Below are 21,766 nucleotides of genomic sequence, written 5' to 3'. Positions count from 1 at the left end.
CTACGAAACCCGGGTCTATTCACTGTCAAACTTCACACTTTATTGACACAATTAATTAAAATTACATCTTCTTTTGCGATACATGTCGAATAGCTCTCATATGGAAAGCCACAATGGAGAAAGCCATGATAAAGCGTCCCCTGACGTTATCCCTACTCGCTTGCCTGGTTGCAACCTCTGCTCAGAGTGCTACCGTTGATTTACGCGTATTGGAGACCACCGACCTCCATAGCAACATGATGGATTTCGATTACTATAAGGATAAACCTACCGAACAGTTTGGCTTGGTACGTACTGCCAGCCTGATTGATGCCGCACGCCAACAAGCAGTAAACAGCGTTCTGGTAGATAACGGTGATTTGATCCAGGGTAGCCCGCTTGGGGATTACATGGCAGCCAAAGGCTTGAAGGAAGGAGAGATTCATCCCGTTTATAAAGCGATGAATACACTGGATTATGCCGTAGGAAACATTGGTAATCACGAATTTAACTATGGCCTGGATTATCTGAAGAAATCGCTGGCTGGTGCAAAATTTCCCTATGTCAATGCCAACGTCATTGACGTAAAAACCGGTAAACCCCTATTCCAGCCTTACCTGATTGCCGACACACCGGTCAAAGATCGCGATGGAAAAAGCCACAATCTACGTATCGGTTATATCGGTTTTGTACCGCCGCAGGTCATGATCTGGGATAAAGCCAATCTGACCGGCAAAGTCCGGGTGGATGATATTACGGAAACCGCCAAAAAATGGGTACCGGCAATGCGCAAGCAGGGGGCGGATTTGATTATCGCGATCCCACACTCCGGTTTATCCAGCGAGCCATACAAAACTATGGCTGAAAACTCAGTGTATTACCTCAGCCAGGTTCCGGGAATAAACGCCATTATGTTCGGCCACTCCCACGCGGTATTCCCAAGTAAAGATTTTAGCGCTATCAAAGGCGCGGATATTGCACAAGGCACTTTAAACGGTATTCCTGCGGTGATGCCAGGCCAATGGGGTGACCATCTCGGCGTAGTGGATTTTGTTCTGAATAATGATAGCGGCAATTGGCAAGTTGAACAGGCCAAGGCTGAAGCGCGCCCTATCTATGATAAAGCCAATAAAAAATCGCTGGCCGCAGAAAATGCCAATTTGGTCAAAGTGCTGGCCGATGATCATAAAGGAACCCGCGATTTCGTTAGCCAACCGATCGGTACAGCGTCAGATAATATGTATAGCTATCTGTCACTGATCCAGGACGATCCAACCGTGCAGATCGTCAACAATGCGCAACGCGCCTATACCGAACACTTTATTCAAGGCGACCCGGATTTGGCCGATTTACCGGTACTTTCTGCTGCCGCTCCGTTTAAAGCCGGTGGCCGCAAAAACGATCCGGCCAGTTTTGTTGAAGTCGAAAAAGGCGATCTTACCTTCCGCAATGCTGCAGATTTATATCTCTATCCCAACACGCTGGTAGTCGTAAAAGCCAGCGGAGCAGAAGTGAAGCAATGGCTGGAATGTTCTGCCGGGCAATTCAACCAGATTGACGTCAATAGCAGCAAACCACAGTCTCTGATTAATTGGGATGGCTTCCGCACCTATAACTTTGATGTGATTGATGGTGTTAACTATCAAATTGATGTCACACAACCAGCTCGTTATGACGGCGACTGTACGCTGGTCAATGATAACGCTGAGCGCATCAAAAATCTGACCTACAACGGCAAACCAATAGATCCAAAAGCCACGTTCCTGATCGCCACTAATAATTATCGGGCTTACAGCGGAAAATTTGCCGGCACTGGCGATAGCCATATTGCCTTCGCCTCACCGGATGAAAACCGTTCAGTAGTTTCTGCCTATATCAGTGCCGAAACCAAAAAGAATGGGCAGGTAAAACCTCAGGCCGATAATAATTGGCATCTAGCTGAAATTGTCAGCTCGCAGCCACTGGATATCCGCTTTGAAACCTCTCCAAGCGCTAAAGCAGCAAAGTTTATCAAACAAAAAGCCCAGTATCCGATGAAGCCCATGGGTACAGATGACATAGGTTTTGAGGTTTATCAGGTGGATTTACAGAAGAAATAATTGTTCTTCAAGCGCTCAACCGAGCGTTTCAGACTGCTGACAAACCTCGATCCTGCGATCTTTGGTGGGGAAGACCGGTAGAAGAGCCAAGCGTCCGTGCCAGGGATGGTACGGAATGAGCCGACAAGGACGTATTCACGGCGTCTTGACGATCTGCCGGTTTTCACCGCGGCAAGCGCTTTGTCATTAACCTCAAGCGCTCAGCCGAGCACTTTTATCTTTCATTCCCTATACCTCTTAATGGCTATGGCACACTCTATAACACGCACTTACAATGCATGTTATAGGTTATTACCCATTAAAGAGGTGTCATTATGGATTACCGCAATCAGTCTCTCGGCTCTCTGGCTATTGCCATTCCTCGGGCTACAAGATTATTTCGCCAGTATGAACTCGATTTTTGCTGTGAAGGTAAACAAACGCTGCTACGCGCTGCCGATAAAAAAAACCTGAACATCAATACATTGGAAGCTGAATTAGCCATGTTGCAAAAAGAAACTCAGACAGTACAAAACTGGCAAGAGGTTCCGCAGGAGCACCTGATTAGCTTTATTCTTAACCGTTATCACGATCGGCATCGTGAACAATTGCCGGATCTGGTGTTAATGGCGGAGAAAGTTGAGCGAGTACACGCCGAAAAGCCCGGCTGCCCACTGGGTTTAGCGGTGCAGCTCAGTGTGCTGCATCATGATTTGCTACAGCATATGGAAAAAGAGGAAAAGGTATTATTCCCAATGATTGCCAAAGGAATGGGGCACATGGCTAGCATGCCGATCTTTGTGATGGAATCAGAACATGAAGCAGCGGGTCAGCAATTAGAAACCATTAAACAGCTAACCAATAACATGACTCCTCCATCTGGTGCCTGTACCACTTGGCGCGCACTTTACGCCAATCTCAATGAGTTCGTCAGCGATTTGATGGAACACATTCATTTAGAAAATAATTTACTGTTCCCCAGAGCACTGAAAATCAATTAATCCGTGGAAAAATAATAGAAAAAGAGCGATCACTGACCGCTCTTTTTTTTCAAAAAATGCCGTGAAACTTACAAGATTTCCAGCAGTTCCACATCAAAGACTAGTGTGCTGAAAGGTGGAATTGAAGCACCAGCACCACGCTCACCGTATGCCAGATTGTGTGGGATAGCCAACTGCCACTTGGATCCAACAGGCATTAGCGTTAACGCTTCGATCCAGCCAGGAATCACGCCACTGACTGGGAATTCAGCCGGTTGACCACGTTCAACGGAGCTATCAAATACACTACCATCAACCAAACGCCCAGTATAATACACACGAACACGATCCTGACGGGATGGGATTGCACCATCGCCCTTCTCCAGCACGGAGAACTGTAAACCCGACTCAGTCGTAGTCACGCCGTCGCGCTTGGCGTTTTCTTCAAGGAATTTGGCACCGTCAACAACCAGAGCCTGCTGGCGTTCTACGCGAACCGCATCAGCGCGTTCATGGACTTCACGCAACGCGCGGTGAACAACATCCACCGGTACTGACGGCGTGTTCCCTTCCATTGCGTCGCGCAAACCCGCCAACAGGGCTTCTGGCTGCAAATCTTGCAGGCCGGACTCTTGTAACTGCTGGCCTATCTGTAAACCGATACCGTAACTTGCTTGCGCTTCAACGCTATCAAAAGAAGGGATTGTCATGGGTTTTCCTTAGTTCCGTAAAAAGTCGAAGCTGCAAGCATACCAGTAGCAAGGGAGCAGGGTAAAATCTTGCATCGCGAATGATGACTTTTGTCGAAGAAAAAGAAACAATGGTTAGGTACAAACTAAAAATAACCTATTCGTTAGCATTATTCGTCCCTCTTTCTGCATCAATCAGTTAGAGAACTATACTTATAATGCGGAAGGGATAATGCGCCATCTAGCCAGTCGCTCACCAGGCGCTGTAATATTTTATGAAGTTGAAAGAGAGGTCACCATGGGCAGAATCGCGCCCAGGAGAAGAAAAAACAACCGGGTTTACCAACCACTGTTACGAACCTGGCTCACAATCAGGCAACGTGTCTTGCCCGATAAAGCCGCAGATATGCCTGACGAACCAGTCAGGCTAGAACCGCAGATTGGTGAACCGAATCTTGTACTGTCTGAATCCGCTCCTGATGACAAAGCACCGACAACTCGGGTTATTCCACCTGCAAAAAATATGGTATTGAAAGCGTGGCTGCACAAACTGTGGCACCTGCCGGATAACTTCCATTGGATGGAGCCTCTCCCCCACTTCCATCGGCGATGGGTGATTATTGCTGCCGCTGTATTGTTGCTGGCGCTGTTATGGCCTTCCTCCGGCCCTAATGTCAGTGGTCAGTTCCCAGTAACGGCAGAAGCGACTGACATTCCATTACAAGCCGAATTACGCGGGAATTATCCCGCAGTGAACTCATCAATACCTTCATTATCGCAGGGAAACTGGCAAAGTTATCAGGTGCAGGCAGGGAAAACTCTGGCGCAGTTGTTCCGTGACAATAATCTGGCGGTAAACGACGTGTTTGCGATGGCACAGGTTGAAGGCAGCGATAAACCGCTGAGTAACCTGAAAGCCGGCCAAGAAGTGAAAATCATGCAGGATGCCCAGGGCACCGTAACGGCGTTAGCCATCGAAACGGCCAATAGCGCAGAAGTGTTGTTTACCCGCCAACCCGATGGTTCCTACCGTCGGGATCGTTAATCAGTCTCTCGTGAGAAGCCCAGGATTCACTCGTCCAAACTGGCTTGGGCTTTCCTCCGGCGATTTATACAGCCGATAAGCTGTCACCGTTCAACCACGGGGTTATCCCAGCGTATCTATATATCAGGGTGATAAGAAAGTTGATCACAAGAGAGAATCGATTGAGGAGCTGGCTCACTGTACCCTTAAAAGCAAAACGCCAGCACGAGGCTGGCGTTTTGACGGGTTAACAGCCGCGTAACTTACGCTTCTGCAACCACAACTACGTTCAGTTTTGCGAACACGTCGCTGTGTACCTGGAAGTGAACTTCGTGTTCACCAGTGGTACGCAGAACGCCATTCGGCAAACGAACTTCACTCTTCGCTACTTCAACGCCAGCTGCAGTTACTGCATCAGCGATGTCACGAGTACCGATAGAGCCGAACAGTTTACCTTCATCCCCTGCTTTAGAGGAGATTGTAACACTGCCCAATTCGTTAATTTTAGTTGCGCGAGCTTCAGCGGCAGACAGAACTTCAGCCAGTTTGGCTTCCAGTTCAGCACGACGCACTTCGAAGAACTCAACGTTTTTCTTGGTTGCCGGCACAGCTTTGCCCTGTGGCACCAAGAAGTTACGAGCGTAGCCCGCTTTAACGTTAACTTGATCACCCAGGCTGCCCAGGTTTGCTACTTTATCAAGCAGAATAACTTGCATTACCATATCCTCTCAAAGTCGTTAATGGACAGTGGCCGATTACTGATGACGATCAGTGTACGGCAACAAAGACAGGTAGCGCGCGCGCTTGATAGCACGGGCCAGCTGACGCTGGTATTTGGCACGAGTACCGGTGATACGGCTCGGGACAATTTTACCGCTTTCGGTGATATAATTTTTCAGCGTAGCGATGTCTTTATAGTCAATCTCTTGAACGCCTTCCGCGGTGAAACGGCAGAACTTGCGACGACGGAAATAACGTGCCATTAGGCTAGTCTCCAGAATCTATCAATTCAATCTGCTCGGCATGCAGCACCAATTTGTTAAGCCCATTGCGCCCTTGATGGCAACTAATGAAACCTTCCACGGTTAACTGACTACCGACCGTTATACTGTGAGTTAATGCTTGTGACTGGTGTCCACTGACAATCACGGGCATTCGGCACCATGTTTGTCGGTTAAATCCGGCCTCCTGCTGTGCTGACCTGTGCTCAAGCACAAATTGGCAGTGAGGGATCCCGGAAGGACTCACTTTTCGAATGGGTGTCTTGCACACTGTGCCAGAGAGTACCAGTCGATTAGTGGCCACCACGGCAATTACTCTTCAGAATCCCCAGCTTCAGAATCATCATTGGTTTCTGATGCAAAGTCGTGACGCTCACGGCGTTCGTCTTTCGCTTTAACCATTGGTGATGCTTCAGTTACCGCGTTTTTAACGCGCATAACCATGCTACGGATAACGGCGTCGTTGAAGCGGAAGTTTGTTTCCAGCTCATCGATCGCTTCCTGCGGGGCTTCAACGTTCAGCAGAACGTAGTGAGCTTTGTGCAGTTTGTTGATCGGGTAAGCCAGTTGACGGCGGCCCCAGTCTTCCAGACGGTGAATCTGACCAGCAGCGTTAGTGATAGTTGCACTATAACGCTCGATCATGCCCGGAACCTGTTCGCTTTGGTCAGGATGGACCATAAAAACGATTTCGTAATGACGCATCGAATTGCTCCTTACGGATTATTCAGCCTCCTGATAGGGTCAGCCGCGGCCCATGGAGGCAAGGAACGTGTTTGTGTGCGACTGAAAAATGACGCGTAACTATACTTGCGCAGCTGAAGAAACTCAAGGATTGCTGGGGAATTATTCAGATTGTGGCCTGATGGGGCGATAAATAGCATTTTTTGCTGACTTAATAACCTATGGATAGAGATCCATTAGTCTGCCAAATCTTTCAGCAAAATCATTAACTCAGCATAAATTTCATTCATATTTTTTGAATAGGTTAGTCAGAGATAGCGTATTTCTTAACGATAAAAGCGAACTATTATTATTGTCATATGCCGTATAAAAGCGGCACAGCAAACAGATAAGTTATTCAAAGTATATAAACAAGATTTTGGAGTCACCTATGAAAAGCACACTCACCATCGCTGCGATTCTCAGCTTTTTCCTTTCCGCCAGCGCTTTTGCTGCCACGGAAGTCAGCGCCCAACAGGCCATGCAACAACAGCGCGTCAGTATCGGCGCGATATCACTCGGCCACGATGTGGTTTCTCCGGATGATGCAACTTCACAAGTCAGCAAAATAGCCGATCAGCGTGGAGCGACCGCCTACCGGATCGTTGCCATGCATGAACCCGGCGATAATAGCTCCATGCATGTGAACGCGATTCTTTACCGCTAGTTTTTAGAACACACATACAACACCAGAGAAAGCCCCACCAATAGACCGTCGTTAGCATCCATCCCCCCGTTTAACGGGGGGTCATAGATGCTGGCTGAAGAAGCGTGCGCCGGCTGCCAAGGCCGTCGGGGTAATTTTATGACCAATGCCCGCTTCGGTCAGATAAGTCAGGTTGCCATCCAAACCGCGCGATTTTAACGCCTGTAGCAAACGCACACTTTCAACCGCAGGCACCACATCATCTGCCAGACCATGCCAGACCAGCAAAGGTCGATTAGCTATTTTCTCCAACTGATTAGTCGCCTCATATTCCGCCAGCGGCGCAATAAGCTGGTCAAATTCGTGCTGTTGTTGTGCATCAGTGACCTGCAATGGCGGGAACAGGGTTTGAGCCAACGAGGTAAAATAGCCCGAACCCATAAAGTCTGCGGCAACTTTGATCCACGGATAACGCACCAGCGCGCCCAACGTGGTCATACCGCCCATTGATGCGCCAGCGACAGCGATACGCTCACCATCAATCAATCCCGCGTGCTGATAATGCTGTTTAAGCGCCGGTAATTCATCAATATTGGATTGTAATATGCGCCAAAAATGTGCTCGCCGATAAGTTTCATTGCCGTCGAAACGCGCTCCGTGCAGATCCGCATCCGGTATAATGGTGCGGAATCCGGCAGCGGCAAAAGCATAAGCAAAATAGGAATAAACTTCTTTAGATGAGGTATAGCCGTGATAGAAGAAAATCGTGGGAAGAGGTTGGTGACGTTTACCCGCAGGTCCCGCATGAATGACCTCGATACCCTCTACACTCTCTAATGACATTTCAACCATTGGAACGCCCTTATGTCTCAAACAAATTTAACCCTATGCCGCCATAGTGCCAAGGCTCTTAGATAAAGTCTTAAACCAATTTACTCTGAGTTAGATCAAAATAGATACAGCGCTGGCTGTTATGAATAATTGGGCGTTACACTATCGATAGAGGCTGGATAAATCATCACAAGGGAGTACACATGAGCGATAACCGCACTTGGGCGATTCTGCTTTTTACACTGGCGCTTTCGGCCTGTAGTGCATTCAAAACGACACCGATACCGCCACCAGCACCACAGCCGTACGCGCAGGAAATCAGCCGTGCCCAAAGTGGTATGTTGCAAAAGGTAGGGATGATTTCCACCCAGGTCTATGGTAGCCCGATGGATGCAGAAGCCGAGATCCGCCGTCAGGCCAATGCCAGCGGTGCGCACTATTATCTGGTGATTATGAATACTGATTCAGTGATTCCTGGTCGGTGGTACTCTCAGGCCATTCTGTACCGCTAACGGGGTAGCCACGGGAGCCAGTTATTGAGTGCAAAGAGAGATCCATCAAGGTCACGATTGAACAGTGTGGATTTTTGGTCGCGATAATCTCTTCGCGCTGAGTCATATCACCCATTTTATCCAGTATGCCGTAACCGGAGAGGCGCTCAAAGGTAGATAATCTCTAATAGAGCGACGCCATCCAGTGAAGCCATATCGCCGCCAGGCAAATCAGTCTGACGGACAATCCCGGCGATAACTTCACCTTGCAAGGTAAAAACTTCGCCGATCGCCGCCTCTCCGCGTTCAGCCCACAAACTTATCTCACCATCTGGTTGCAAAAAGGTCACGGGGTTAATGGACAACCCAGTGCCATGTTTTCGCGCGATCATCGTGGGTCGTCCATCGACAGATGATGAGGTAAAGATGCCGCCCCACGCCCCGATGGGTTCACCATCACGGGTCTTTCCCAGACTAAAATGATGCTCCGATGGAATAACCTCACCATTGCTGCCAATCAGTGTGGCACCCGCAGCAATACCAGAACGGCTGTCTTTGATCTTGAAACCAAGGGAAGTTTTCGCATCACACTGAACGCTAATTAGCGGCAATGGTCGGGGTGGCAAAGATGTAAATTGATGAGAGGAAAGTTGGGATTGTAATATTTCACCATAATCAACCACACCCGCAATGGAGAGCTGGCAAGCCACAGGCTCGATGTCAGCGCTAAAATTGATGCTAGCCGAAGTACTGGCTACCGTGGCACTGGCAAACATCGCCATGCTGATACCGATTAAAATACGCAGAAATCGGCTCATCATTCGTACTCCATAACATCAAAGGTACCCATACCATTAAGATGAATCCCCTCACCGCGCGATATTGCCCTGGCCAGTAGCCAAGCCTCAGCAGTGATTTGAAAACTCAATTGACTCAACGCTGGTCCAATCGGGTAAATCATATTACGACTCAATGGATGAAGGGGAAGTCCGGCCAAAGCAGAATCATCCCAATGAGGAAAGGCGGAACGCGCACCAAAATGCAACGCAACCGGCACCCCGTCGGCCAAAGCGTCAGAGGCCGTGAGTGTTATTCTGGCGGAACCAGAACCAAAAGCATAAAACTCACCATCTTGTGTATCACCACGATAAGCCACAGCCAACCGGCGAGGTTGCGGGCACTGCACATGCACATTGAATGAACGATGACCCACACTCAGTTTATAATCTTTTTCTGTCCTCAATTGCCCACGACCCACCGTGCCGTAATCCAGTTGGCTTTGATCGACAGAAATTTGACACTGCGCCATCGCTGGGAACGTGACACTGAACAGTGACAAAACCATTCCCATACCCGCAGTTTTATATACAGCGAGCATCAGCTTCTTCGTATAAGACTGACGCACCCGTTTCTGCTGGCAGGCGATAATCCAACTGGCACACCACATTGCCTTTCTCCTTAATATATAAATCTGGCTGCTCAGTGCCATTATTCAGAAATAGCTCACCCTTATTACCCACAGTGCCAATATAATTATCTTCTTTATCCGTAATATCACTACCAGCCGTTGCATACTCGCCTGATGCTAAACGGATAGAGAGCAGAATCCGTCGAGTTTTATTGGCAGTGAAAGAATGAGTAAATACCGCGCCTCTACTGGCATCAACCTGACGAAGACCATTTTTTATATCAATATTACGCGCCAATTTTTTAGTATTGACCTCAAGGCGCGATGAATTGAATGGCGATAAGCTGGGGGCTACCGCGTAACCGCGCATATCTGTCCATACCGGACCAGAGTTGGTTTGTATCTCCGCACCGCTGATACCGGGCAATACCATGATGGCAAAAGTATCCTGGATAGCATAAGGCGATAACGTAATCCCGGAACGATGACCAACCATGCCACCACTGGCACGCAATTGATAACTACGCTGTTGGGCATTATCCTGAAAATAACCTACATCTAGCTGAGCATATTTCGGTAATAACCGTAAATTACCATTCAATGTTTGCCCCGGTTTCCCCGCCACCTTATTAACGCCTAAATTATATCCCATTCGATTATTAACCTGATGGTTGAGAGCAAGTCGTTGCTGAGTAACCCCTCTATTTTGAGAAACCGTACTGCTCAACGACATATGTGAATTAAACGGAATACTGATATTGGCATAAATACTTTTATCACTTCGATTAATCAGACTGTTATCCATATTCAGATTAAAATTAATGTCATAAGGCAGTTTCTTACTCCACCCCAAACTCAAACGCCGTTCCGTCTGATTAGAAAAAAATTCAGATTGGATATAACCCAGCGAAAATCCGCCCAGTAATCGCGGGTTATAACTGATATTCGCCGTATATTGTTGCTTAATACCTTGCCCTTCCTCACGCGGGCTTTTTTTATTCCGCATCGTGCGATTTTCATGCCGCAAACTATTCTGAAAATGACGAAACCCACGGGTTTGATGCCGACTTGATACATTTAGCTTTAATGAAGAAATCAGATTGACCCCAATATTACTTCCCCACTGCACGCCTTGTTTATCATTTAATTGATCCCGGCTAACCACATTTTTAGCCGCTAGAAAAACTTGGGGAATTAGATCGGTATTCACTGCCAATCCAGCAGATTGATAACGAGAACCCAGCAAAATACTCTGAGTAATATCCGATAAATCTCCCAGCGGACGAATATCGGTTAACACCCCCAACCAGCTATTTTGTTGTTGCTTGTTACCCCCAGGTCCAGAACGTCCGACCCCAGCATAAGTCCCGCGTGCCCTGGGAACGTATTGCGAACTAAAACTGGCGGCTGGCACACTGAAATGATGAGATTGCTGATCGATGCCAATAACCGTTACCTGCAAATCGGCGCTAGCAGAAACAATCGGTATCTTCGTCAGCGTAAAAGGCCCTGGAGGCACCTGTGTGACATAAACCAATGCACCATGCTGCCTGACTTCCACCCTTGCCTGGGTTTGAGCAACTCCCGATACCGTGACGCCATTGCCTTCTTTTGTTGCCAAGGCACTCTCCGGTACGACCTGTAAACCATAAATCTGCGGCGTACTCAATAGCCCCGCATCCAAATTGATCTCGCCCATTTGCAGGGTGGTTTTATTATCAATAAAGGTACGCTGTACATAGCTGTATAGCCGGTTCCATTGTTGCTGCCCCTGAGTATGGTTGGCTATCTGTCGCGAGCGAAAAATCCAATTACCGGCATTAAAACCAGTCTCCGTAGATAATTGTAGATTATTGCCCGTCCGCGGGTTGTGCATCATCTGAACATCGTAATTCAATATCGCGGCCAAACCGCCGGTTTCATAATGCCGGGAGGAGGACTCAGTGGTTTGTAATAGATTCGCAGGTAACACAATTTCCATTCGCGATATTCCCGGTAACAGTTTCACGATGGCGCGTGGGTAATGCATTCGCAAATCACTGCATCCCAGCGCCATTGGTGGCGGAATAATGCGACTTTGCCGATAAAAATCGGGATTAAAGCAGGGTTCACCTTGCTGACTAAACATTATATCCAGCCATCCTTGGTTAATACCGTTAATATTTAGCTCAACTGAATTAACGCCTGGATTAAACTTCGCTTCATGCCTGAAATAATCAGCGGCGCTTTCGGCTACACCTAATTGTTTGAGAATTTCTTTATCAAATTCAATGCCCTCATCTGAGCTAGCTTTAGCCGAAGCAAAAAAGATGATAAAATATAAACAAAACAATACGCGTCTATGGCTCTGTTTTGTTGCTAAACTCTCCAGATTGCATTCCATTGTCAGTGTTTATCTTTTTTATTTCTTTATTTTAATTCAGCGGTATAGGAATCGGAGATATATCCATATAGATTAGCTGGTTGAATAGTTACACTGCTGGCCTTTCCATTAAACGATGTATTTTTAGTCGCCACCAATGTTTTCCCCGGCAGAATATAACTCTGTGGCAGCTCAGCTCGTCCATTCCTAGGTTGTAATATTAATGATTCTGACAAGCGCACCACATAATCACCGTCATTCTTTACAACGATATTGCCATGAACGTCTTGACTGAAGTTTAAAAACTGCCAGGGTTTATTATTTTTTGGTAACGTCGAAGGATGAATAATGAGCGGGACATTATGGCGAATGGTTAAACCGACATTATTTTGTTTCTTCGGCGGAATATTTTGAAATATAGCTCTCACCAGCGTTTGCTGTTTTAATGTGTTTTTATATTCATCCTTGAGAAAGAAACGAACCAATTGAGTTTCACCGGGTTCAACACGTGCAACGCTAGGTGTAACAATGACTTTTTCACTGGCATCCTCAGCCACCACTTGTAATGAAGAATGCAGCATAACTGGCGATGCAGACTTATTGGTTAATGTGGCGGTTCCTTCCGCATACTCAGTCTCTATTACAATAACCGACTCATTAAGTTGAATCCCTGAAGCCCCTGAACCCACCGAATTAGCAGCAGTGAATACAGGAAACAGCGAACATGACAATATTGTTAACATCAAATGAAATTGCTTCATAAACAACCTATAAAATATGTATAAAGCCACCATGACATGACAATCTCAGATGGCCTTTGTTATTGATTGATTTATTACCGCTTGAATAATACATTCATAAAATCAAGTAGAAATATACTTTAACATAACAATATTTAATAATATGATATTGTCACTCTTGCCGAACCGGAAAAATTAACCGCTGAATCCATATCAATTAGTTTTGGATTGATTATTTTTGCTTTAACATTAAATAATCCAGTGAAGACTTTGCCAGTGGTTATTATTTTATCCATGCTATAGACAACAAATCGACCTGGGGTGATAGGCTTCCCTGCCATGTCATTGACAAGACCGGCAGAATCTCCATCAATGTAAAGTTCTGTTAATGTCACTTGATAGCCACCAAGATTGATATTTTCGCCATCCTTACTTTTTCCTGGTGCTAACCCAAAATATTTATCTCCCCATAACTCAGGAACCGCTCCAGCATAGTTATCATCCAACATCAACCAAACCTGAGCTTTCTGCGGACACTGGATAGAATAAGCGATACTTTTAGTCCCTAGTTCTATTTCATCACTGGTGATTGATGAGACATTTTTTAAAAACATATTGCCATAATGCACACCATCTCCGTGAATATTAACACTACAAACTCCAGGGTTAATTTCACCGCTAACTTTAAATTCTGTTGTCGATAACGTTGGCTTTACTGCCAAAGCAGGGGGGAATAAGCTAGCAAAGAAAATAAATGCCCACTTTTGTTTCATTTCCATAAAAACAACATCCTTATGTTGTAACCCAACGTTAAAGCCAGAGATAAATTTGATTAATTTATTCCGTGAGTGGAATATACCCACACACCAAATACATTAATAATAAAAAACGATTTTTAATGATTATTTATTGCTAGATATGAGTCTACCTCCCGAAAATTATTGTAATTTCAGGAAAAAGCAAAAAAAATAATCCACCATCAACTTACTTAGCTCATGATTTAGTACAACCAGTACCGCTAAAAACCCAGGTATTTTAGGCACGATAATTCTAACAGCACTAACTGCCGGTGTTCGATTATCACTGACCTATCACCTTCGCCAGCATCTAGCGGCATTTCACACCGATGACTGAGTCACTATCACTGGGAAAATAAGATAATAAGCAATAAAATAAAAAGCAAAAAATCACTTCTTAGTACTCTATTTCATTCCCATACAGAGGGTATTGACTATTCAATAGCAGGCCAAGTAACTATATTAGTAATACTCTACCCCCATAATTACAGAACCATTTAATTTAATTTCCGAGTCTGAACTAATATTATTTTTGGTGGAAATATGGGGAGTAATACGATAGGTTCCAGTAAATACTTTAGCGTTATTTTTACTAAAAAACTGTTGAAAATCATACCTATAAACATAATTAGGGACAATGTTATTTATATCTTTTTTGGTTGCTCTTCCATCCACTTCAAGGTTTTTTAAACTGATGGTATAACCACCAATCCCTATTGCCCCACCCAAATTATCTGTTCCCGATCCTAACCCAAAAAAATGCCCCTTCACGGCTAAATCTTTATGTACAGTATCTTGATTACTATCAGTAAAGATCATTTTCACTCTTGTTTCTTGAGGGCAAATAATAGAATAATTGATTTCTTTCGCTTCTAGCTTATGAAAGGGGCCTGCTGTGCTAAGTAACTGCACTCCTGCTATATCTCCATAATCAATATTTCCACCATCAATATTAATATTGCAAGATCCTGGAGAAATTGAACCGGTCACACTAATATCACTTTCCGATTGAGGAATATCGGCAGAAAAAGCACTAGGTAATAAAGCTGCAGATAATATCAATAGAGAAATTTTTTTAATTTTAATCATAATAACTCATTTAATTATTAGAGAGTCAGAGACTGAGCACAGCTATAACCATTTGTATTTCACATATATTTATATTTTTATATGGAATAGCTATGCTACATAAATAAAAACTAGTTAAACAAACTCATTGGCAGTAAATTAATTATCAATTTTACTTTTAATTTTCGCTAAGATAGCGGCAAACAATGAGTTTAATCAGTTTTTAGAAATACTCCACATCCATGGTAACCAAACCATCAAGTTTAATTCCCGTGGAGATGTTAAAGTCTTCTAAGTTAATAATTTGTGGTTTAATATTATATCTCCCTGTAAAACTTTTACCGGTAGCATTGATATTATTTAGTTGATACGAAACAGATTGATTCGGAGAAATATACTCTTCAGCACTGTCCAAGCTGGCTACATTACCATCGACGATCAACTTGTCCAACTGAACCTGATAACCACCAAAGCCAACTTCCACTCCATCTTTAAATATTCCCTTACCCAAACCAAACATATTACTATCCTTCAATTTATCAGGGATAGTGTCACTGCGATGATCGGTTAATTTAATTTTCACCGCAGTCCTTTGTGGGCAAGTGATCCGATAGTCTAATGATTTTTTCTCAAGTGTAATAAGCCCATTATCTTCAACGGTTAACTCGTCAATTTTCAGCATACCATAATTAAGAGCATTACCCGGCACTTCAAGAATACAAGCCCCCGGAACAATTGAACCAGTGACTTTTATTTCTGCACTGCTTGGGGCGGGTGTTGCTGAAAAAGCTGAAGGCAGTAAGGTGGCAGATAAGATAAATGTCGCTATTTTATTTATTTTCATAATACTAATACCCATTTAATGATTACAGGAATATAAAAAAGTAAACAAAAGATGAAGACTTATCTCAAATGAAATGCCATAAATAATCATCTAAAAACAAACATATAGATAAATAGATAATATATATAATTATAATTGATTATTTAAATTTATTTTTATTACACATAATTAATTATAATTATTTTTTATTATCTTTTATTAAAATGACAGTATCCGCGCCGTGAACCACTACATTATTGGTGTGCTCCCACACCATGAACAACTTTACCCATCGCAAGCCAATATGTCCGCTGTACTAACCAATAACCCTTTTCCTAACATGGGATTTTATACCGACAAAAAAAACCAGCTCATCAGAGCTGGCTTTTTACATTCTTATGATACTGGGTCAATTAAGACTTGGCGTTCAGACTACGCTGGCGCACCACTTCAAATAGACACACGCCAGTCGCAACCGAGACGTTCAATGAAGACACAGTACCCGCCATCGGAATACTGATTAATTCATCGCAATGTTCACGGGTTAGACGTCGCATCCCCTCACCTTCAGCACCCATAACCAACGCCATTGGCCCAGTCATTTTGCTTTGATATAAAGTGTGGTCGGCTTCACCTGCGGTGCCGACGATCCAGACGTTATTTTCCTGTAATACACGCAGTGTTCGCGCCAGATTAGTGACTCGAATTAAAGGAACGTTCTCTGCTGCACCGCTGGCCACTTTTTTAGCTATAGCATTAAGCTGGGCGGAACGGTCACGAGGTACAATCACCGCATGTACACCAGCGGCATCAGCACTACGCAGGCAGGCACCCAAATTATGTGGATCGGTCACGCCGTCCAAAACCAGTAGAAAAGGTGATTCTACGCTGGCCAATAAACCCGGTAGATCGTTTTCCTGATACTGGCGACCTTCGCGTACACGCGCCACGATCCCCTGATGAACACCACCTTCAACCTGAGAATCCAACCACTGGCGGCTGGCAACCTGCACCACCAAACCCGTAGCCTCCAACTCGGCAACCACCGGTTGTAAACGGCGGTCATCGCGTCCTTTCAGGATAAAAACTTCCAGAAAACGCTGTGGATCGCGTTCTAACAGGGCTTTGACGGCATGAATACCGTAAATAATTTCGCTCATGATGCTCTTTTTACATGTATCGACAGATAAAACAGATTACCTGCCGTTGATTAAATTATGCATAACACAGGGTTAAGCTTTATCAGGGCGACGGGGTCGCCCTGCGGATGCTAGCTGGTGCTCTTTTTTCTGCTGCGTTTGGCTTTAGTCGCCGCTGCAATCTTGCGGGTTTTATCTGACGCCTTTTTGCTTTTGGCCTTTTTCTCAGTTGGAGCCGCAGGTTTTTCTGCATCAGGACGGAAAGCGCTGTCAGGCTCGAAATTGGCTGGTTTTTTACCCCGGCGATTACGTTTTTGCCCACTTCCTACCGGTGCACCATCAGCGCCACGACGAGATTGCCCCCCCTCGCGACGCGCAGGTGCGCTGCCACGTAGGGTTCGTTGACCCACTTTCTTCTCTCTATCTTTGGCCGTTTTTCCTTCGCCACGCGGTTTACGCGTGCTGGAAACCAAAGCAAAGTCGATTTTACGCTCATCCATATGCACTGCTTCGACACGAATCTCAACGGTGTCACCTAAACGATAGACTACGCCGGAAGACTCGCCGATCAGACGCTGGCCGATATTGTCGTAGCGGTAATAATCGTTATCCAAACTGGAAACGTGTACCAAACCATCAATAAACAAATCATCCAGACGCACAAAGAAACCGAAACCTGTCACACTGGCAATAATCCCGGTAAATACTTTACCGACCTGATCTTGCATGAAGTCACACTTCAACCAATCCGCAACGTTACGCGTGGCTTCATCAGCCCGGCGTTCAGTCATGGAACAGTGCTCACCCAACTGCAGCATGTCGTCATAATCGCTGTGCCAACCGCCAGTTGGTGTCCAACGATCTTTTAGCGTGCCGTGTTCTTTGGCTAACTGATATTTGATCGCCCGATGCATAGCCAGATCTGGATAGCGGCGAATCGGCGAAGTAAAGTGGCCATAAGACGCCAGAGCCAGACCAAAGTGGCCACGGTTTTCCGGGTCGTAAATCGCCTGCTTCATCGAACGCAATAGCATGGTCTGCAGCATTTCGTGGTCAGGACGGTCGGCAATTTCATCCATCAATACCGCATAATCTTTTGGCTGTGGTTTCAGCCCACCACCCAAAATAAGCCCCAGTTCATTTAGCACACTACGTAGCGCGGAAATGTGATCGTCACTTGGGCGATCGTGAACCCGGAACAATGCTGGTTCGTTATGTTTTTCCACAAAACGCGCGGCGGCAATGTTGGCCAGAATCATACATTCTTCAATCAGTTTGTGCGCATCGTTACGCAGCGTAGGTTCGATACGTTCAATGCGCCGCTCTGCGTTGAAGATAAACTTGGCTTCTTCGGTTTCGAAAGCAATACCACCACGTTCGGCTCGTGCCTGATCTAACGCTTTGTACATCGCATGCAGTTCTTCCAGATGCGGTACCAATGGCTTGTATTGCTCACGCAGCGACTCTTCACCATCAATAATCCGCCATACCTTGGTATAGGTTAAACGGGCGTGGGAGCTCATCACCGCTTCATAGAATTTATAAGACGACAGTTTACCCTGCGAAGAAACGGTCATCTCACACACCATACACAGGCGATCAACCTGTGGATTCAATGAGCACAAACCATTCGACAACACTTCTGGCAACATAGGAACAACTTGCGACGGGAAGTACACCGAGTTACCACGGGCACGCGCTTCAGCATCCAGCGCCGTTCCTGGGCGAACATAGTAACTCACATCGGCGATCGCTACCCACAGACGCCAGCCTCCACCGCGCTTTTTCTCGCAGTATACGGCATCATCAAAGTCACGGGCATCTTCACCATCAATGGTGACCAACGGCAGTTCGCGCAGATCAACCCGGCCTTTTTTAGCTTCTTCAGGGACTTGTTCTTTCAGATCTGCAACTTGCTTTTCTACCTGTGGTGGCCAGGTATGAGGAATTTCATGGGTGCGTAGCGCGATATCAACCGCCATGCTGGTGCCCATATTTTCGCCCAGGACCTCGACAATTTTACCCACCGCCTTACTGCGGCGCGTCGGGCGCTGAGTCAGCTCAACCACCACCACGTAACCCATACGGGCACCGCTGATGGATTCTGGTGGAATCAAAATATCGAAGCTCAGACGGCTATCATCCGGCACCACAAAACCAACACCGGCATCGGTAAAGTAACGGCCAACAATCTGGCTGGTTTTCGGCACTAAAACACGCACAATACGCGCTTCACGGCGACCTTTACGATCGGCCCCCATTGCCTGAGCCAGTACCACGTCACCGTGGATAGCCATTTTCATTTGATCTGAGGACAGATAGAAATCCTCTTTACTGCCTTCGATGCGTAAGAAGCCAAAACCGTCACGATGACCAATTACGGTGCCACGTAACAAATCCAGACGTTCAGGCAGGGCATAGCACTGGCGGCGGGTAAAGACTAATTGACCGTCACGTTCCATCGCACGCAAACGACGGCGCAGAGCTTCTAAAGCTTCTTCACCTGATAAATTGAGTTCTGTAGCCAACTCTTCACGGCTGGCTGGTGTTTCACGTTTGGCGAGATGCTCTAAAATGAACTCCCGGCTTGGGATCGGTGATTCATACTTCTCTGCTTCTCGCTCCAGGAAAGGATCTTGTGACATTGCGGTTCCTCCGTAGTCATCAGCAGGTTGCTAAACGTTATTTATTAAGCAAATACACTACTCAACAAGTAATAACTTGTAGAGTGGAGCGTTATCTTTAACCATGTCGGCTAAAGTATAGTTGTCCAACTCTTTAAGGAAATTCTGTACAGCCTGATGTAACACCTGTTTCAGACGGCAGGCAGGGGTGATATGGCAGAAATCGCTGCAACAGTTTACCAACGACAGCGGCTCCAGCTCGCGCACGACATCGCCTATGCGGATATTTTCAGCTGGTTTGCCTAACCGAATACCGCCGTTTTTGCCTCGTACAGCGGTCACTAATCCGGCTCGGCTCAACTGGTTGATAATTTTCACCATGTGATTGCGCGATACCCCGTATACCTCAGTCACCTGAGAGATACTGGTCATCTGCCCCGGAGGTAACGAAGCCATGTAAGTGAGCGCCCGTAAGCCATAATCAGTAAAACTTGTTAACTGCACGTATACCCCTGAATATTAGTTTACTCTGCTTAAACCTATCTGAGATGACACCAGTCTAAGTGTTATTTACAAAAACGTATTCTTTGAATGATAAACCAGCCACAAAGCCTGCGGCTAATCATTTAGGTGGAGGGTGAGGCTTTTGACGTAAAAACAGCTTGCCGAAGGAACAACAAACCGGGCATTAGCCCGGTTTGAGTGTTTTGATAGCGTTAATTTGACGATAATGCTGTCAATCAGGCATCAAATGGGTCGCGCAAGATCATCGTCTCGTCACGATCAGGGCCGGTAGAAATAATGTCTACCGGTACACCTGTCAGCGCTTCTACACGTTTAATGTAGTTTACTGCGGCCTGAGGAAGCTTGTCGTACTCTTTCACACCAAAGGTGGTTTCTGACCAACCTGGCATAACTTCGTAGATCGGCTCAATGCCTTCCCAATCGTCGGCTGCCAATGGTGTTGTATCCATTACACGGCCATCAGGCATACGGTAGCCCACGCAGATTTTCACTTCTTTCAGACCATCCAGCACGTCCAGCTTGGTCATGCAGAAACCTGACAGTGAATTGATTTGAACTGCGCGCTTAACCGCCACAATATCCAACCAACCAGTACGACGGTCACGACCGGTAGTGGCACCGTATTCGTTACCTTGCGTACGCAGGAATTTACCAATGTCGTCTTCCAGTTCGGTTGGGAACGGGCCTGCACCAACACGGGTAGAGTAAGCCTTCATAATACCCAGTACATAATCAACATAACGTGGACCCAGGCCAGAGCCTGTTGCTACACCACCTGCGGTGGTATTAGACGAAGTCACATACGGATAAGTACCGTGATCGATATCCAACAAGGTACCTTGGGCACCTTCGAACATGATCAACTCACCTTTCTTACGTGCGCTATCCAGCAGTTCTGAAACATCGACAACCATACCGGTCAGGATGTCGGCAACAGCCATAACACCATCCAGAACTTCTTGGTAATCAACAGCTTCTACTTTGTAGTAGTGCACTAACTGGAAGTTGTGGTAATCCACAATTTCTTTTAGTTTAGTCGCGAAGGTTTCTTTGTTAAATAAATCGCCCACGCGCAGACCGCGACGAGCCACTTTATCTTCATAGGCAGGACCGATACCACGACCGGTTGTACCAATAGCTTTTGCACCACGGGCTTTTTCACGCGCATTATCCAGAGCCACATGATATGGCAGGATTAACGGGCATGCTTCAGAGAGTAGTAATCGCTCACGTACCGGTACGCCGCGCGCTTCTAACCCTGTCATCTCTCTCATTAATGCGTCAGGAGCCAGTACAACACCGTTACCGATGATGCTGGTTACGTTTTCACGCAAGATACCTGAAGGAATCAAATGAAGAACGGTTTTCTCACCGTTGATAACCAAAGTATGGCCAGCGTTATGCCCACCTTGATAGCGCACAACATATTTAGCCCGTTCAGTCAGCAGGTCGACGACCTTGCCCTTACCTTCGTCACCCCATTGGGTGCCCAGTACGACGACGTTCTTACCCATCTCTAAATCACCAGGTTGCCTTAAAAAAGGATTCTAACATCTCGTCCGTGTGCTTTCAGTACTTTTTAACGCTAGCTTGCACAGTTTCTGTGCTTAAATTCAGCCTCCCATCCGGGTACGCAACATATAGTAGATAACGAAGCCTGCAACCACTAATCCACCACCAAAACGACGCAAAGTCGAGTCAGGTAACTGTGTCATCGCCTGAATCATTTTGCGCCAGGCCTTCGGATACAACATCGGGCCAAGCCCCTCCAGCACCAGAACCAAACCCAGTGCTAGCCAAATCGTGGAGTCCATTGTCTTCCTCAAATAGAAAAGGCC

General features: G+C 46.1%; 23 protein-coding genes. 5 read left to right on the top strand and 18 right to left on the bottom strand.

The window, feature by feature from the left end:
- Window positions 1–113: 113 nt before the first annotated feature.
- Both DJ39_RS04925 and ytfE read left to right on the top strand, forming a co-directional pair.
- Window positions 114–2,078, top strand: a complete 1,965-nt coding sequence (locus DJ39_RS04925) for a bifunctional 2',3'-cyclic-nucleotide 2'-phosphodiesterase/3'-nucleotidase (RefSeq protein ID WP_004721961.1) — start codon at window positions 114–116, stop codon at window positions 2,076–2,078.
- Window positions 2,079–2,392: 314 nt separating this feature from the next.
- The gene (gene ytfE / locus DJ39_RS04920) at window positions 2,393–3,058 is read left to right on the top strand and encodes an iron-sulfur cluster repair protein YtfE (RefSeq protein ID WP_004721960.1); all 666 of its coding nucleotides are present in this window, start codon (window positions 2,393–2,395) and stop codon (window positions 3,056–3,058) included.
- A 68-nt stretch (window positions 3,059–3,126) separates the two neighbouring features.
- Here the strand turns inward: ytfE and bamJ are convergent, their stop codons facing one another.
- Window positions 3,127–3,747, bottom strand: coding sequence for a BamJ family beta-barrel-assembly machinery protein (gene bamJ, locus DJ39_RS04915; RefSeq protein WP_004721957.1), 621 nt, complete (start codon window positions 3,745–3,747; stop codon window positions 3,127–3,129).
- Window positions 3,748–4,024: 277 nt separating this feature from the next.
- Here bamJ and DJ39_RS04910 point away from each other — a divergent pair, with 277 nt between their 5' ends.
- The gene (locus DJ39_RS04910; RefSeq protein ID WP_038251666.1) at window positions 4,025–4,771 is read left to right on the top strand and encodes a LysM-like peptidoglycan-binding domain-containing protein; all 747 of its coding nucleotides are present in this window, start codon (window positions 4,025–4,027) and stop codon (window positions 4,769–4,771) included.
- A 242-nt stretch (window positions 4,772–5,013) separates the two neighbouring features.
- Here the strand turns inward: DJ39_RS04910 and rplI are convergent, their stop codons facing one another.
- The 4 genes from rplI to rpsF are packed head-to-tail and all read right to left on the bottom strand — an operon-like array spanning window position 5,014 to window position 6,456.
- Window positions 5,014–5,466 carry a 50S ribosomal protein L9 gene (gene rplI / locus DJ39_RS04905; protein ID WP_004721953.1) on the bottom strand — a complete coding sequence of 151 codons (453 nt, stop codon included), beginning with the start codon at window positions 5,464–5,466 and terminating at the stop codon, window positions 5,014–5,016.
- A gap of 39 nt (window positions 5,467–5,505) precedes the next feature.
- Window positions 5,506–5,733: a 30S ribosomal protein S18 gene (rpsR, locus tag DJ39_RS04900; RefSeq protein WP_000135199.1), complete on the bottom strand. Its 228-nt coding sequence runs from the start codon at window positions 5,731–5,733 to the stop codon at window positions 5,506–5,508.
- 4 nt (window positions 5,734–5,737) lie between these two features.
- Window positions 5,738–6,058 (bottom strand): primosomal replication protein N, encoded by a 321-nt coding sequence (priB, locus tag DJ39_RS04895; protein WP_038241838.1) that lies wholly within the window; start codon window positions 6,056–6,058, stop codon window positions 5,738–5,740.
- Between the two features lie 5 nt (window positions 6,059–6,063).
- Window positions 6,064–6,456 (bottom strand): 30S ribosomal protein S6, encoded by a 393-nt coding sequence (gene rpsF, locus DJ39_RS04890; RefSeq protein ID WP_038241841.1) that lies wholly within the window; start codon window positions 6,454–6,456, stop codon window positions 6,064–6,066.
- Between the two features lie 409 nt (window positions 6,457–6,865).
- Between rpsF and DJ39_RS04885 the strand changes: the two genes are divergently transcribed.
- Window positions 6,866–7,141 (top strand): YdgH/BhsA/McbA family protein, encoded by a 276-nt coding sequence (locus tag DJ39_RS04885; RefSeq protein ID WP_004721947.1) that lies wholly within the window; start codon window positions 6,866–6,868, stop codon window positions 7,139–7,141.
- Window positions 7,142–7,222: 81 nt separating this feature from the next.
- On the opposite strand, the gene yjfP is transcribed toward DJ39_RS04885, so the two are convergent.
- Window positions 7,223–7,972 (bottom strand): esterase, encoded by a 750-nt coding sequence (gene yjfP / locus DJ39_RS04880; protein ID WP_004721944.1) that lies wholly within the window; start codon window positions 7,970–7,972, stop codon window positions 7,223–7,225.
- A 182-nt stretch (window positions 7,973–8,154) separates the two neighbouring features.
- Here yjfP and bsmA point away from each other — a divergent pair, with 182 nt between their 5' ends.
- Entirely contained in the window at window positions 8,155–8,463 is a 309-nt protein-coding gene (bsmA, locus tag DJ39_RS04875; protein ID WP_004721943.1) for a biofilm peroxide resistance protein BsmA, read from the top strand.
- 146 nt (window positions 8,464–8,609) lie between these two features.
- On the opposite strand, the gene DJ39_RS04870 is transcribed toward bsmA, so the two are convergent.
- The 12 genes from DJ39_RS04870 to DJ39_RS04815 all read right to left on the bottom strand — a co-directional run bounded on the left by DJ39_RS04870 (window position 8,610) and on the right by DJ39_RS04815 (window position 21,742).
- Window positions 8,610–9,263, bottom strand: coding sequence for a DUF1120 domain-containing protein (locus DJ39_RS04870; RefSeq protein ID WP_038241845.1), 654 nt, complete (start codon window positions 9,261–9,263; stop codon window positions 8,610–8,612).
- On the bottom strand, window positions 9,260–9,820 hold the full coding sequence (locus DJ39_RS04865) for a DUF1120 domain-containing protein (protein ID WP_038241849.1): 561 nt from the start codon (window positions 9,818–9,820) through the stop codon (window positions 9,260–9,262). Before DJ39_RS04865 ends, DJ39_RS04870 begins: the two co-directional genes overlap by 4 nt.
- A complete protein-coding gene (locus tag DJ39_RS04860; RefSeq protein ID WP_371410478.1) occupies window positions 9,804–11,978 on the bottom strand; it encodes a fimbria/pilus outer membrane usher protein in 2,175 nt (724 codons plus the stop codon). The genes DJ39_RS04865 and DJ39_RS04860 overlap by 17 nt, the downstream gene beginning before the upstream one ends.
- 281 nt (window positions 11,979–12,259) lie before the next feature.
- Window positions 12,260–12,973 (bottom strand): fimbria/pilus chaperone family protein, encoded by a 714-nt coding sequence (locus DJ39_RS04855; RefSeq protein ID WP_049688253.1) that lies wholly within the window; start codon window positions 12,971–12,973, stop codon window positions 12,260–12,262.
- 134 nt (window positions 12,974–13,107) lie between these two features.
- Window positions 13,108–13,731 carry a DUF1120 domain-containing protein gene (locus DJ39_RS04850; RefSeq protein ID WP_038251196.1) on the bottom strand — a complete coding sequence of 208 codons (624 nt, stop codon included), beginning with the start codon at window positions 13,729–13,731 and terminating at the stop codon, window positions 13,108–13,110.
- Window positions 13,732–14,211: 480 nt separating this feature from the next.
- The gene (locus DJ39_RS04845; protein ID WP_004721934.1) at window positions 14,212–14,838 is read right to left on the bottom strand and encodes a DUF1120 domain-containing protein; all 627 of its coding nucleotides are present in this window, start codon (window positions 14,836–14,838) and stop codon (window positions 14,212–14,214) included.
- Between the two features lie 202 nt (window positions 14,839–15,040).
- Window positions 15,041–15,661, bottom strand: a complete 621-nt coding sequence (locus tag DJ39_RS04840; protein ID WP_038241860.1) for a DUF1120 domain-containing protein — start codon at window positions 15,659–15,661, stop codon at window positions 15,041–15,043.
- 392 nt (window positions 15,662–16,053) lie between these two features.
- Entirely contained in the window at window positions 16,054–16,800 is a 747-nt protein-coding gene (gene rlmB / locus DJ39_RS04835) for a 23S rRNA (guanosine(2251)-2'-O)-methyltransferase RlmB (RefSeq protein ID WP_004721931.1), read from the bottom strand.
- A gap of 110 nt (window positions 16,801–16,910) precedes the next feature.
- Complete coding sequence (gene rnr, locus DJ39_RS04830; RefSeq protein ID WP_004721928.1) at window positions 16,911–19,424, bottom strand: ribonuclease R; 2,514 nt, start codon at window positions 19,422–19,424, stop codon at window positions 16,911–16,913.
- Between the two features lie 57 nt (window positions 19,425–19,481).
- A complete protein-coding gene (gene nsrR / locus DJ39_RS04825; protein ID WP_004721927.1) occupies window positions 19,482–19,907 on the bottom strand; it encodes a nitric oxide-sensing transcriptional repressor NsrR in 426 nt (141 codons plus the stop codon).
- A 236-nt stretch (window positions 19,908–20,143) separates the two neighbouring features.
- Window positions 20,144–21,442, bottom strand: a complete 1,299-nt coding sequence (locus tag DJ39_RS04820; RefSeq protein ID WP_004721925.1) for an adenylosuccinate synthase — start codon at window positions 21,440–21,442, stop codon at window positions 20,144–20,146.
- 99 nt (window positions 21,443–21,541) lie between these two features.
- Entirely contained in the window at window positions 21,542–21,742 is a 201-nt protein-coding gene (locus DJ39_RS04815) for a DUF2065 domain-containing protein (protein ID WP_004721924.1), read from the bottom strand.
- Window positions 21,743–21,766: the final 24 nt, after the last annotated feature.

Source organism: Yersinia ruckeri ATCC 29473, from assembly GCF_000754815.1.
GTDB lineage: Bacteria > Pseudomonadota > Gammaproteobacteria > Enterobacterales > Enterobacteriaceae > Yersinia > Yersinia ruckeri.
This window is presented reverse-complemented; position numbering and strand designations above follow the sequence as displayed.